The following is a 12,831-nucleotide window of genomic DNA, read 5'->3' on the forward strand; positions in this document are numbered from 1 at the left end:
TGTTTTTTTTGAAAACGCTGCAAATCATCTGGAGGGATTTTGTTTGACGGACTTTGCGTATTCCAGTAGAATAGAAGACAGAAAGGTGGTAGTACATATGATTATAAACTGGTTTCCCGGGCATATGGCCAAGGCCCGCCGTCTCATCGAAGACAATCTGAAGGTCATCGATGTCGTCATCGAACTGGTCGATGCCCGGATTCCCATGAGCAGTACCAATCCCATGATTGCAAAGCTCATCGGGCAGAAGCCGTCCCTGGTCGTCCTGAATAAAGCCGATCTGGCCGACCCGGACTGCGTGGCAGAATGGCTGGCTTATTATAAACAGCAGGGCCGCCTCGTCCTGGCTCTCAACAGCAAAGACAGCCGCAGCGTCAAGCAGCTCCTCAGCAAAGTGCGCCAGCTGGCAGCTCCCAAGCTGGAACGGTGGAAGATGAGAGGACTCAAGACCCGGTCCGTCCGCACCATGATCCTGGGTATCCCCAACGTAGGCAAATCGACGCTGATCAATACCCTGGCACACCGGAACGTGGCCAAGGCGGCCGATAAACCCGGCGAAACCAAGGGCAAGCAATGGGTCCATCTGGGAGACAAGCTGGAACTGCTCGATACGCCGGGCGTCCTCTGGCCGAAACTGGAAAATCAGACTTATGCCTGCCGGCTGGCCGCGACGGGGGCCATTTCCGATACGGTCTTTGACATGGAAACGGTCATTTCCGAACTCATACGGGAACTGGGCCAGTGGTATCCGGAAGAACTGAAGAGCCGCTTCAAGCTCGATGCACTGGACGAGGCTCCGCTTGCCACGGTCGAAGCCATCGGGCGCAAACGGGGCTGTATCGTAGCGGGTGGCACCGTCGATATGGAAAAAACGTACAAACTCATATTGAAAGAGTTCCGTGAAGGACGCATCGGCGCCATTTCTCTCGACAGGGTAGAAGAACTCAGCGGGGAGGATGCGTAATGGATACGGCTGCATATAAACTGGCACAGCTGAAAGCCATGCTGGAAGACGGGCAGACCGACATCCCGGCTCTCCTGCAGGCCATGAAGGAAGACGCCCGCGTGTCCGTACAAAAAGAAGCCGCCGCCTTCATGCGCCGCATGGTGCGGGAAGAAAAGGAACGGGAACGGCTCCTTTCCCTGTATACGTACGAAACCAGATTTTATAATGAAAATATTTATCACGTGGCAGGTATCGACGAAGCCGGGCGGGGCCCCGTCGCAGGGCCAGTCATGATTGCCGCCGTCATCCTGCCTCCTTTCTGGGAATGTCCCGGCCTGAACGACAGCAAAAAAGTACCGCCGGCAAAGCGGGAACGGCTCTACGATAAAATCATGGCCGAAGCCGTCGCCGTCTCGTGCATTGCCAAATCGGAAAAGGAAATTGATGACCTCGATATCTATCACGCGACCCAGCAGGGCATGTACGACGCCGTTCGGGCCCTGTCCGTCCCGGCCGAAGCCGTCCTGGTCGATGCCATGCCTCTGCCGGACCTTACGATGGCCCATCAGTCCCTGGTCCATGGCGATGCTCTCAGCGCGTCCATTGCGGCGGCATCGATCATTGCCAAAGTGACACGGGACCGGCTCATGGAGCAGTATGACAAGACGTATCCGGAATATGGATTTGCCGTGCATAAAGGCTATCTGACGGCATTACACAGAAACGCGATTGAGACTTACGGGCCCTGTCCGATCCACCGGCGCAGCTTTGAGCCCATTCGGACACTGACCCACTTTCATAGAGGAGATGAGTAACATGAAACGAATCGGATTTATCGGACTGGGCATCATGGGCGTCCCCATGGTGCGCAACCTGTGCAAAGCAGGCATGGATGTCACCATCATAGAAAACGGACATGGCAATAAAGAGGCCATTGCGGAACTGAAAGAAAAAGGCGTCCGTACCGCCCCGACAGCCCGGGAAACGGCACGGAATCAGGATGTGGTCATCACCATGCTCCCAAACGGACGCATCGTAAAAGATATCCTCACCGGCCCCGACGGCGTACTGGCCGGCATAGCACCCGGTACGGTCCTCATCGATTCCAGCTCGGTGGCACCGGCTGAATCGAAGCAATTTGCCGCCCTGGCACAAGAAGCCGGCTGTCCTTTCCTCGATGCTCCCGTCAGCGGCGGTGAACCCGGTGCCATAGCGGGCACGCTGGCCTTTATGATCGGCGGCGATGAAACGGTGGCCGGGAAGGTTCGCGACGTCTTCGATGCCATGGGATCATCTGCCGTCGTTACCGGCCCAAACGGGGCCGGATCGGTGACAAAACTGTGCAACCAGATCATGTGTTTCATCAATATTGCTGCCGTCTCCGAAGCCCTGGTGCTGGCCCAGAAGGCAGGCGCGGACCCAAAGAAGGTGTATGAAGCCGTGCGGGGCGGCCTGGCTGGCAGTGCCATACTGGAACAGAAAGCAGCCCGTATCTATGGCCGCGATTTTGCTCCCGGCGGATTCCTGGAAAGCCAGATGAAAGATATCAATCACGTCATGGAAACGGCACAGGAACTGGATGTCCCCCTGCTGCTGGCACCTATGGTCCAGCAGATCACCGAAAGCCTCATGCAGGAAGGCCGCGGCCGGGAAGACAACAGCTGCATGGTGACATTTTATGAAAAACTGGCAGGAATTACGGTACAAACGAAGGAATAGACAAAAAGAGGGAGCAGCAAATGAGACGTGACATCTCGTTTGCTGCTCCCTTTCCGTATACGTCATGTATGGCAAAAACGGACCCTTTCCAGTGGTCATCAGGAAAGGCCGTGGATATACGCTTCGGCCTTGCTGACCGACACGACGTCGATCCAGCCGGTCTTTATCAGGTGACGGCAAATGCCAAAGACGATGCCGTGGCTGGCAATGAAGTGCCGGAGTTCACTCAGCCGCGCTTCCCATCCCGGAACGGAACGATAGCCCTTCATGGCCTGATCGAGCAGATGATTGCCGGGCCATCCTTCGCGGAAATAGCTGTGGATGAATAAGAACAGATCGAGGACGCGGGCATCGACATGGAAAAACTGCATTTCATTTTCCCAGTCGAGGAAGGTGATGGCCCGTGTGGTGTGGTCCCATGCGATATCGCGCAGGGCGGGCCTGCCATGATGCAGGCCAAACGAATGGAGCCGGGCCAGTGCTTCCCCTGCCTTGTAATAGGCTTCATCGGTATCCTCAGGATATTCCTTTACGATACGCTGCAGGGGCCGGCCGCTGGCTTTCATGACGAAATAATCCGGTCCGGTGAGCACAATGGCCGGTGCCAGGGGGACCCGGCTGTTGACCAGCCTGATTTTATAGACTTCCGTCAGATAGGCCATATGAGCATTCTGCTTGGCAAACCGGTTGCGGCCATTGGATATACAGCGCTTGATAAAATATGATGTATTGTTATAGGTAAATGGAAGGACCCTTTTATGGGGATGTTCGCTCATGACCACCCGGGCGGCTTCTTCCATTTTCTTGTCATACATAGCCTTTCACCTCAATCAAAAATAAGGGCATTTGTATCTATTTTACCTGATTTTTACAAAGAAGCAAGAGAATCTCTCCGTATTTTTTTGCCGGATACCCTATGAGATGATTGACAGTGCTGCATTTAGCCTTGTATAATAGACATGAAACATGTGACTGACGGAAAGTGGAGCATACCACGGGGAGCATGATTCAGTATAGCCGACCGTCTGGGCGAAGGTTCCCGGAAGTGTCGGTATTTTTTTATCTGCGTACGGAGGTAATAACGATGAAAGAACTGCAATTGAAATATGGCTGCAATCCCAATCAGGCTTCGGCCAGAGTGTATATGAAAGATGGCAGCGACCTTCCTTTTGATGTCTTAAATGGCCGCCCGGGCTATATCAACCTGCTCGATGCGTTCAACAGCTATCAGCTTGTCAAAGAACTGAAGGAAGCGACGGGCCTTGCGGCAGCAGCTTCTTTCAAACACGTCAGCCCCGCCGGTGCAGCCGTAGCGACGGACATGAGCGATACACTGAAGAAAATCTACTGGGTCGATGACCTGGATTTGTCTCCACTGGCCTCGGCCTATGCCTGTGCCCGTGGTGCCGACCGCATGAGCTCTTACGGCGATTTCGTCGCCCTGTCCGACGTCTGTGATGTCGAAACGGCAACCCTCCTCAAACGGGAAGTATCGGACGGCGTCATTGCCCCGGGATATACCGATGAAGCACTGGAACTGCTCAAGACGAAGAAAAAAGGGAAATACTGCATCCTCCAGATGCATAGCGGCTATACACCGGCTCCCATCGAATCGAAAGAAGTATACGGCGTCACCTTTGAACAGGAACGGAACAACGCCAAAATCACGGCAGATCTCTTCAAGGAAATCCCGACGAAAAACAAGAACCTCCCGGCTTCGGCAATCCGCGACCTCATGATCGCCCTCATCACACTGAAATATACCCAGTCCAACTCCGTCTGCTACGTCAAAGACGGCATGACCATCGGTGTCGGCGCCGGACAACAGTCCCGCGTACACTGCACCCGTCTGGCCGGCAACAAAGCGGACATCTGGTGGCTCCGCCAGAACCCGAAAGTCCTGGCCCTGCCCTTCCGCGATGACGTGCGCCGTCCGAACCGGGACAATGCCATCGACGTCTACATTTCCGATGACTACGAAGACGTCCTGGCTGACGGCATCTGGCAGGACCTGTTCACGGAAAAACCGGAACCGCTCACACGGGAAGAAAAGAAAGCCTGGATTGCCCAGCTCCACGGCGTAGCCCTGGGCAGCGACGCCTTCTTCCCCTTTGGCGACAACATCGAACGGGCCCATCGCAGCGGCGTAGACTACATCGCCCAGGCCGGCGGCTCCATCCGTGACGACAACGTCATCGAAACGTGTGACAAATACGGCATAACCATGGCCATGACCCACCTGCGCCTGTTCCATCACTAATAAAAATAACCCTGACACAAAACTCACGACTGGAGGATGACTCCGGCCGTGAGTTTTTTTGGCGTGCAGGGAAAAGATAGTTTGAAGTTTGACGTTTGAAGAAAAAGCAGAACTCATTCTGTCCCAGCTTGGCATTTCTCCATCCAGTGCCATCCAGATGCTTTACAGTCAGATTATCCTGAATAATGGAATTCCTTTTGAACTCCGCCTTCCGCCCAGAAAACCGACTGCTATCGGTGATATGACCCGTGAGCAGTTAGATGCAGAAATTAGGAAAGGCATAAAATCCATGCAAACTGGAAAATCGTATACAGTAGATGAAGTAGATGCTGAACTAAAGCGAGAGTTTAACATATGAGTGTCACGATGACTATAATCCGGAAATGAGCAGAACTATTTTTATCATTTATAGAAAGGTATACAGGTATTCGTTGCTATGGGAGGCGGTTTGCTATGCATTATCTTAATGAACTCGGTCTGGGAGATATCTGTGAAGATGAAGACTTTTTCATGTATATGATGCAGGACACGTGCGAACATGGAGACGTTTTTTGCGGCTACTATGGCTTCTATATCTGGCGCCGGTGGTTTGATATCCTTGAATTCAATTGTCATATTGAGCCTGACGGCGATAGCAAGAAATTAACCGGTTTTACCAGTCATATCAGCAGCAACTGTTTCTGGCATCTTGCCGTCGCAGATACACAGCAGGAGTTTGAATCAGACGAGGAAGACGATGGAGAAGAGTATGTGCTGGAACGGGAGTATGACTTTGTGGATCCGCAATCGGAAGAGGAGAGTGTACATATCTCCCTGGTCAATGCCGATGTCATTCCCGACTATCATAATGGAGACCTGATTACCATGCAGGTGTCGGCAATCGCCTCTGAAGTGTCCTATTATCTGGATGAAGCGGCTTTCGAACGTAATCCCATTACGAAGATTATGGGGCAGCCCGTTCTGTTTCCTATGAACCATGTTGTAAACCTCGCTGGCAGCAGCATCGTCACGGGGAAAATCGAGTCGGTCAGGAATTTTACCTTTCTTAACCGGGCAAAAGAAGAAATACCGATTTATTATATCGATGTCGAAACACAGTATGGTACGCTGTCCATTGTCCATCCCGCATCGCTCGTGAAGGAAGGTCAGCAGGAGTATATTCGTCCCGGTGCGGTTATCAACGCAATCTGTGACATTCAGGGAGATGTGGCAGTCGGAGACTATCAGCAGGGGGCAGTCATTGATGAAGAACATCTCGTAGCCTTGCTGCACTCCTGTTATGTTGAACGGAACTTTACACGCCTGTCGCGTCAGATTGCAGAGGATTGCCAGTATGATTATCATAATGAAGAAATCCGTGCGGAAGGCAGGGAAGAGGTCCTTGCGTTTCTGAGAGAGATCATGTCTAATCAGGAAAAAGAACACATACCCTGCTATGCCTGGATTGGCGAAGTGACCGGCCATGAGCTGACACCAGGAGAAAAACTTGCCGATGACATACCTCCCATTGGAACACATTGTGTCGTATTGGCGCAAAATGAGGAGCGGCGTCCTGATTGTGCACTATTTCTTACACTGGATGAAGAAGGGAAAATCAAGAAAATTACATCGGCCGGATGGAAATATGCGCCGTGCCAGATTAAGCTGATCAGTCCGATGCCTGGCGGTGACGAAGAAGAAGAGGCGCCAGAAGAATGGGAACGTATTGATAAACCGCATACTGAGTCGGAGTGGCTGGACATGCTGGCGTCTGCCTATGAAAAGGGGAATTTTCAAGAAATAGGCATGTATTATGGATTTGCGGCAGAATGCCGACTGGAACGGGAACCGGCCGATGACAGTATTGCCCATCGCGTCAAGGACCGGGAAAGCATGTACGACCATCTCATGCAGAATCTGTCAGCATTGCCAGAACAATCCGTACAGGTAATAGACGGATCGCCATGGGGACATCAGAAAGCCTTGCAGATCCAGTCTCCAAAAGCCGGACTGATTACCTATATCGATCTCAATGAAGAAGGTTATATCCAGACGATGCACGAAATCTGGCAGTGACCGTGCAGGAAGGAACGCAGCTAGCAGGAAAGGCAGCCAGCCGCAGTTAGCGGCTGGCTGCTGGCTGCTAGAAGTCCGCAGGCTGTGTTACGCTGATATAGTTGCATTATCAACTATGTTGGTAAAGGTCAGGATGGCGGTGTTTTGGAGGAGTAAAGAAGTGCAATTTTGAAGCAGGATGTGGTATAATAAGGACAGATTTGCAAGGAAATCAACAAATCCGCCCCGATATGGCAACCATGCGGGGTAGCGGGAATTCTGAAGATGAGTATCACTGAAAATGTTATACAATCAAGAAAATCAGAATCCGCCCCGCAAACCGCCTCATAGACCTGCATAAACACAGGCTTCGTAAGGGGTGCTGTAAATTACCTTAATCCCCGTAAGGGGACGGAAACCAGACGCTGGGGCATATTTGGCAAGCCCAAAACGTGTAAATTACCTTAATCCCCGTAAGGGGACGGAAACGATGCACTATCATAAGGGAGGCGGTAGCAAGTCAATACCGTAAATTACCTTAATCCCCGTAAGGGGACGGAAACAAGTGTGTGCAAGCGGATATTTATATTTTTCGTTCTTTTGTAAATTACCTTAATCCCCGTAAGGGGACGGAAACTTCATATTGGCTTTAAAAGCCGTTTTTGTTGTAAATTACCTTAATCCCCGTAAGGGGACGGAAACAATAACATATGCATTTTCTAATAACATGTTGTACCTGCCGTAAATTACCTTAATCCCCGCAAGGGGACGGAAACTCTTCCCGGTCAGGTGACCAGAAGAACATCTTATGGTCTTGTAAATTACCTTAATCCCCGCAAGGGGACGGAAACAGATGAGATACATATACAATCATTGTCTAGCCTCCTATTGTAAATTACCTTAATCCCCGCAAAGGGGACGGGAATCGTTGAATTTATATACGTTTTGTTTTGCATTAAGATTTGATGGTATTTCGGGTTTTCTTTTTAAAGAGGTGATTGTATGAGTTTTGCGTATATTACGGAAAAAGGAGCTATCATCACACATAAAAACGGACGGTTCATTGTGGGACGGAATCATGAAACGCTCCTTGAGATCCCTCAGGAAACGTTGGAGGGACTCGTATTGATTGATACAGTACAAGTCACTTCACAGGCGATGGTAACGTTGCTGGCATGTGGAATTCCCGTCACCTGGTTATCCTCTAAAGGTTATTTTTTTGGCAGGTTGGAATCTACCAGCCATATCCGTATATTTAAACAGCAAAAACAGTTTCTATTACAAGACCAGCCTTTTAGTTTTGAACTTAGTAAAAAGACCATTTCAGCAAAAGTCCATAATCAGATTACATTACTGCGCCGCTACAACCGGGACCGTAATATTCCAGAAGTAAATCTCCATATTCGTAATATCATGACAATGCGAGATAATTTGCGCCGTTCTGAGACTAAAGAAAAACTTATGGGATATGAAGGCATGGCAGCAAAAATTTATTTTTCGGCATTAGGGCATTTTGTTAGTTCTGACTTTGCATTTGAAAAACGTTCCAAGCGTCCACCATTAGATCCATTTAATTCACTCCTCAGTCTGGCATATACACTGGTTATGTATGAACTCTTTACGGCTATTGCCAATGAAGGACTCCATCCCTATGTCGGTTTTTTGCATTCACTCAAAGAGAATCATCCAGCTCTTGCATCGGACTTGTTGGAAGAATGGCGCCCTGTTCTGTCTGATTCTCTTGTGTTGTCTCTTGTGCAGCATCATGAAATCAAAAAAGAACATTTTTATAGAGATGAAGAAACAGGAGGGGTATTTCTTACTAACGATGGGCGAAAAATTTTCTTCCGGGAATATGAAAAGAAGATGCGCAGCATCAACCAGTATATCGAGGGAAAACATTCCTATCGTCGTTCTTTGAGCTATCAGGTTGCCCAATATAGTCAGGCTTTGATGATGGAAGATGTTTCTGTCTATGATCCAATCTGGTTGAGGTGAGATATGATGAAAAATTCGCAGACCGAAAATATTGATGAAAAAAAGTTTATTGTATTAATTATTTATGATATAGTAGAAAATAAGGCAAGAAGTAAAATGGTCAAGTATCTCAATCAGTATGGAGTCCGTGTTCAGAAATCGGCATTCGAAGCTTTTATACCGAAAAAACAATATGAGCGGATTTTGCGGGAAGCGCCTGGACTTATTGATTCAGAAACGGATTCCCTGCGGATTTATATACTGACAAATTATATGGCCGTATCTTCTTGGGGCGTAGGAGATACCCATACAGAAGATGTGATTATTTTGTAAATCGGGGAGATGAATTTATGAAACTTTCAGAATCGGATATTGAAAAGGCCGGTTTATTACATGATATTGGGAAGATTTTTCAGCGTGCAAATCGAATAAAAAAAAGTCATGCCGCCATCGGGGAAGAAGTATTACGTCCCTATATTTCTCAGGAGCGCAGAGAAATTCTCCATGCCGTTGCATATCATCATCAGGCTGATTTGGAAAGAGCTGGATTACCAGCAGATGATATCAGTTATCTTATTTATGAAGCAGATAATCTGGCGGCAGCGTCTGACCGGCGGATGTCTATAGAGTATGAAGCAAAAGGGGAAGAAAAGGGTGTGCGGTTTGTTCCAACTGTTCCGCTGCACAATATTTTTAACGTTTTCTCTTCGGAAACACAAGGGAAGTTTACCGCTTATCCAGTACGGGGAATCGGCGAAGAGGCAGCAATGCCGTATCCCAAAAACATTGCTGATATTCAGGCCCCGGCAGCAGTCTATCAAAATATGGCGCAAAAACTGACACAAACCTTTACACAACGTTCTCCGGAAACGATGACGGTAAACGAATTGTTACAGACAATGGCTGCTACGATGACCTATATACCTTCTAGTACCAATACTGCAGAAGTACCAGATGTCTCCTTGTATGATCATCAAAAACTGACAGCTGCGTTTGCTGCTTGCCTGTGGCATGTTTTTAAAGAACGGGGAATTGAGGATTACAAATCATATTGTTTTGGAAACAAAGTCAAATCAATACGTAAAGCCCCAGTATATTTGTTGGTTTCTGGTGATATGTCGGGCATACAGAAATTTATCTATACTATCCCTTCTAAGGGAGCACTCAAAAGTCTGCGTGGACGGTCGTTATATCTGGATGTGCTATTGGAACATGTTATTGATGAATTGCTAGATGCCTGTCAGGTCAGCCGCTCATGCCTTCTTTATAGTGGCGGTGGCCATTTCTATGCGCTTTTGCCTAATACTAGAAAAATCATGAGCGTACTGGACCAGGCACAATCGAATTTGAATGAATGGTTTATGCGTCATTATGGCAATCGTCTCTATCTGGCGTTGGCGTATGAATCCTGTTCGGCTGCTGATTTTTCCAAAGCTGGCAATGGTGCTGGAGCTGTTTTTCGCAAGGTCAGCCAGAAATTGGGGAAAGCTAAACTTTGCCGCTATACGGCAGAGCAATTGCAGCGAATGTTTGATCCTCATAGTCACTATAATCATCTGATTGATTCCAGCCGGGAATGTGCGATCTGCCATATGTCATCTTCTCATCTGCGCCCTTATGGAGATGCTGATACAGGTGATGAAGCCTGTGATGCATGCAATGGCTTGTTCCGGTTGGGACAAAAGGCGTTGAAGAAAAATGTGTTCTATATTGCGGCTGTACCATCTCCCAATGCTGTCCCTCTGCCAGGACTCGATGGAGAATTCTATCTCGATATTATAGATGAAGCAGAACTAAGCCAGAGGGAAATGCCAAGGCGTCTTTATATAAAAAATGAACTAACATTGGGTCAACAAGTGGCAACAACACTTTGGATGGGCGACTATACGATTCTGGATGACAATGGTAATCCCGTGGAATTTGCCCAGATTGCCAAAGAGAGCGGTGGAAGTCGTGATGCCAAAGGCATTGAACGTATAGGTATACTCCGGGCCGATGTAGATAGTCTGGGTGCGGCTTTTATTGCAGGATTGCCTGCTGCGTATGATACGTTGTCGCGTAAAGCATCGTTATCCCGTTTGCTTTCTGTTTTTTTCAAACGATACATCAATGACATTCTGAAGGGAAATCTCGCATCGGGAGAAACTGAATTTACCTTGTTCGCCAATGAGAAGAAAGAAAAGCGAACTGTCCATGTGATTTATTCTGGTGGTGATGATATGTTCCTTGCCGGCACTTGGGATGATATCATTGAAGCCGCGATAGATCTGCGTCATGCCTTCGCACGATTTACTAATGACAAACTAACGTTTTCTGCAGGTATTGGCTTCTTTAATCCTAGTTTTCCTATTTCGCAGATGGCACAACGGACAGGTGAACTGGAAGATTATGCCAAAGATAATCCCGGTAAGAACAGTGTTACATTATTTGGGCATATTGTCGAATATGGGGGGCAGTGTGAAAATCATCGGACAGCACGGTACACATGGGATGATTTTGAACAGAACGTTTGCAAGGAAAAATTACGATTCCTAGAAAGCCACCTGTCTTTTCCGGGAGAGAACAATATGGTCAAAATAGAAGCAGGAAAAGGCAGATTGTATCGGTTATTGTCTCTTCTCCGTCAGGCTGATGAAAAAGGACATATCAATGTAGCCCGGTTTGCTTATGTCCTGGCCAGAATGGAACCCCAAAAGCAGGATACGCGCAGACTGCCTTGTTATCAGCAAATACGGGTACAATTGTATGACTGGTATCAATCGGATAAAGACAGGCAGGAATTGATTACAGCTATCGAATTATTAATTTATCATATGCGGGATAAGGAAAGGACGATGAAATTATGAAAGATATAGCCCGGGAAGCAGAATCGGTCATCTTACAATTAAAGGCGGAAAATCGTGGGAAATGGCGCTTGCAGACGAATCAGTTACGAAAGTTCCTGACAGCTGTTAATTCTCTGACGAACCATGTCAATGTATATAAAGCAAAACATCCGCAAGCGACGGAATTGCCGGAAGAACTGGTTGGGGAAGTACAGTTTTTAAAAGTGAAAGCTGCCTATCAGGCTGGTAGATTCCCGGATGTCAGAAAATTCATGGATGCGTGTAAGATGGAAAAAAGTATTACGGAAATCGGAACCAGTATCGAAAAATATGAAGAATTTTCTCGTTATATGGAAGCATTAGTTGCATATCACAAATACCATGAAGGGGATAATTAATATGGCACAGGAAATCTTACAGGGAAAATTAAAAATCACAGCGGCATTGCATGTTGAAACGGGCCTTCATATCGGCGGATCCAGCGACTTTGCTCCTATCGGGGCCGTAGATAGTCCATTCATACGTGATGCATTTACAAAAGAACCCATCATTCCGGGCAGCAGTTTAAAAGGAAAAATCCGCTCTCTCCTGCGCCGGCAGGAAGGAGTTACGGATATGGATAAAGAAAGCCCTGTCATCCAGCGCTTATTTGGAACAGCCGGCGATATCATGCTTCCGGCACGGCTGCAGTTTTTTGATATCCGCATGAACCGGGATAGCGTTACTGTTTTGGAACAGGCAGATACCGATACATATTTAGGAGAAGTGAAATTTGAAAATTCCATTAATCCTGTTACAGGGGAAGCCAATCCACGCCAGATTGAACGTGTTCCTGCTGGTGCTGTGTTTGATTTCCAGCTCGTCTACAATGTTACCGATGCAGAACAGCTGAGAGAAGATATGATAAAACTGGCCAATGGCCTACACTTATTGCAATGGGACTATCTTGGTGGTCATGGTTCCCGCGGATACGGCCGCGTGCGGTTTACCGGGTGGCAGGTAGTATCCTTCTCTCATAGCGGTGATGAAATGGCATCAGAAGTACTGTCCCTGTTAAAGGAAGTGTAGCG

General features: G+C 48.1%; 12 protein-coding genes, 1 CRISPR repeat array and 1 riboswitch. Of the genes, 11 read left to right on the forward strand and 1 reads right to left on the reverse strand.

Features of this window, described 5'->3' with window-relative positions:
* The first annotated feature begins 97 nt into the window (after nt 1-97).
* The 3 genes from ylqF to DW949_RS05900 are packed head-to-tail and all read left to right on the forward strand — an operon-like array spanning nt 98 to nt 2,665.
* On the forward strand, nt 98-964 hold the full coding sequence (gene ylqF / locus DW949_RS05890) for a ribosome biogenesis GTPase YlqF (RefSeq protein WP_118022313.1): 867 nt from the start codon (nt 98-100) through the stop codon (nt 962-964).
* Entirely contained in the window at nt 964-1,761 is a 798-nt protein-coding gene (locus DW949_RS05895; protein WP_118022314.1) for a ribonuclease HII, read from the forward strand. Before ylqF ends, DW949_RS05895 begins: the two co-directional genes overlap by 1 nt.
* A gap of 1 nt (nt 1,762) precedes the next feature.
* Nucleotides 1,763-2,665 (forward strand): NAD(P)-binding domain-containing protein, encoded by a 903-nt coding sequence (locus DW949_RS05900; protein ID WP_118022315.1) that lies wholly within the window; start codon nt 1,763-1,765, stop codon nt 2,663-2,665.
* Between the two features lie 98 nt (nt 2,666-2,763).
* Here DW949_RS05900 and DW949_RS05905 read toward each other — a convergent pair whose 3' ends face one another.
* Complete coding sequence (locus DW949_RS05905; RefSeq protein ID WP_118022316.1) at nt 2,764-3,480, reverse strand: hypothetical protein; 717 nt, start codon at nt 3,478-3,480, stop codon at nt 2,764-2,766.
* A 143-nt stretch (nt 3,481-3,623) separates the two neighbouring features.
* Nucleotides 3,624-3,703: riboswitch (ZMP/ZTP riboswitch) on the forward strand.
* 46 nt (nt 3,704-3,749) lie between these two features.
* Between DW949_RS05905 and DW949_RS05910 the strand changes: the two genes are divergently transcribed.
* The 8 genes from DW949_RS05910 (at nt 3,750) to csm3 (ending at nt 12,829) form a co-directional block, all read left to right on the forward strand.
* Nucleotides 3,750-4,925 (forward strand): phosphoribosylaminoimidazolecarboxamide formyltransferase, encoded by a 1,176-nt coding sequence (locus tag DW949_RS05910; protein WP_118022317.1) that lies wholly within the window; start codon nt 3,750-3,752, stop codon nt 4,923-4,925.
* Nucleotides 4,926-5,013: 88 nt separating this feature from the next.
* On the forward strand, nt 5,014-5,283 hold the full coding sequence (locus DW949_RS05915; protein WP_118022318.1) for a type II toxin-antitoxin system RelB/DinJ family antitoxin: 270 nt from the start codon (nt 5,014-5,016) through the stop codon (nt 5,281-5,283).
* Nucleotides 5,284-5,378: 95 nt separating this feature from the next.
* Nucleotides 5,379-6,980 (forward strand): hypothetical protein, encoded by a 1,602-nt coding sequence (locus tag DW949_RS05920; RefSeq protein ID WP_118022319.1) that lies wholly within the window; start codon nt 5,379-5,381, stop codon nt 6,978-6,980.
* A 362-nt stretch (nt 6,981-7,342) separates the two neighbouring features.
* Nucleotides 7,343-7,884: direct repeats of the CRISPR family, unit length 35 nt; unit sequence GTAAATTACCTTAATCCCCGTAAGGGGACGGAAAC.
* A gap of 77 nt (nt 7,885-7,961) precedes the next feature.
* Nucleotides 7,962-8,957 (forward strand): CRISPR-associated endonuclease Cas1, encoded by a 996-nt coding sequence (gene cas1, locus DW949_RS05925; protein WP_118022320.1) that lies wholly within the window; start codon nt 7,962-7,964, stop codon nt 8,955-8,957.
* 3 nt (nt 8,958-8,960) lie between these two features.
* Nucleotides 8,961-9,269: a CRISPR-associated endonuclease Cas2 gene (gene cas2 / locus DW949_RS05930; RefSeq protein ID WP_370448722.1), complete on the forward strand. Its 309-nt coding sequence runs from the start codon at nt 8,961-8,963 to the stop codon at nt 9,267-9,269.
* 17 nt (nt 9,270-9,286) lie between these two features.
* Nucleotides 9,287-11,782: a type III-A CRISPR-associated protein Cas10/Csm1 gene (gene cas10 / locus DW949_RS05935; protein ID WP_118022322.1), complete on the forward strand. Its 2,496-nt coding sequence runs from the start codon at nt 9,287-9,289 to the stop codon at nt 11,780-11,782.
* Nucleotides 11,779-12,159, forward strand: a complete 381-nt coding sequence (csm2, locus tag DW949_RS05940) for a type III-A CRISPR-associated protein Csm2 (protein WP_118022323.1) — start codon at nt 11,779-11,781, stop codon at nt 12,157-12,159. Before cas10 ends, csm2 begins: the two co-directional genes overlap by 4 nt.
* 1 nt (nt 12,160) lies before the next feature.
* Nucleotides 12,161-12,829, forward strand: coding sequence for a type III-A CRISPR-associated RAMP protein Csm3 (gene csm3 / locus DW949_RS05945; RefSeq protein ID WP_118022324.1), 669 nt, complete (start codon nt 12,161-12,163; stop codon nt 12,827-12,829).
* The last annotated feature ends 2 nt before the right edge of the window (nt 12,830-12,831 follow it).

Origin of the sequence: Megasphaera sp. AM44-1BH, from assembly GCF_003467125.1 — a bacterium.
GTDB lineage: Bacteria > Bacillota > Negativicutes > Veillonellales > Megasphaeraceae > Megasphaera.

Bases quoted from the DNA above. Each gene is read 5' to 3' on its own strand.
- ylqF (WP_118022313.1), top strand. From the start codon at position 98: ATGATTATAAACTGGTTTCCCGGGCATATGGCCAAGGCCCGCCGTCTC.
- DW949_RS05895 (WP_118022314.1), top strand. From the start codon at position 964: ATGGATACGGCTGCATATAAACTGGCACAGCTGAAAGCCATGCTGGAA.
- DW949_RS05900 (WP_118022315.1), top strand. From the start codon at position 1,763: ATGAAACGAATCGGATTTATCGGACTGGGCATCATGGGCGTCCCCATG.
- DW949_RS05905 (WP_118022316.1), bottom strand. From the start codon at position 3,480: ATGTATGACAAGAAAATGGAAGAAGCCGCCCGGGTGGTCATGAGCGAA.
- DW949_RS05910 (WP_118022317.1), top strand. From the start codon at position 3,750: ATGAAAGAACTGCAATTGAAATATGGCTGCAATCCCAATCAGGCTTCG.
- DW949_RS05920 (WP_118022319.1), top strand. From the start codon at position 5,379: ATGCATTATCTTAATGAACTCGGTCTGGGAGATATCTGTGAAGATGAA.
- cas1 (WP_118022320.1), top strand. From the start codon at position 7,962: ATGAGTTTTGCGTATATTACGGAAAAAGGAGCTATCATCACACATAAA.
- cas2 (WP_370448722.1), top strand. From the start codon at position 8,961: ATGATGAAAAATTCGCAGACCGAAAATATTGATGAAAAAAAGTTTATT.
- cas10 (WP_118022322.1), top strand. From the start codon at position 9,287: ATGAAACTTTCAGAATCGGATATTGAAAAGGCCGGTTTATTACATGAT.
- csm2 (WP_118022323.1), top strand. From the start codon at position 11,779: ATGAAAGATATAGCCCGGGAAGCAGAATCGGTCATCTTACAATTAAAG.
- csm3 (WP_118022324.1), top strand. From the start codon at position 12,161: ATGGCACAGGAAATCTTACAGGGAAAATTAAAAATCACAGCGGCATTG.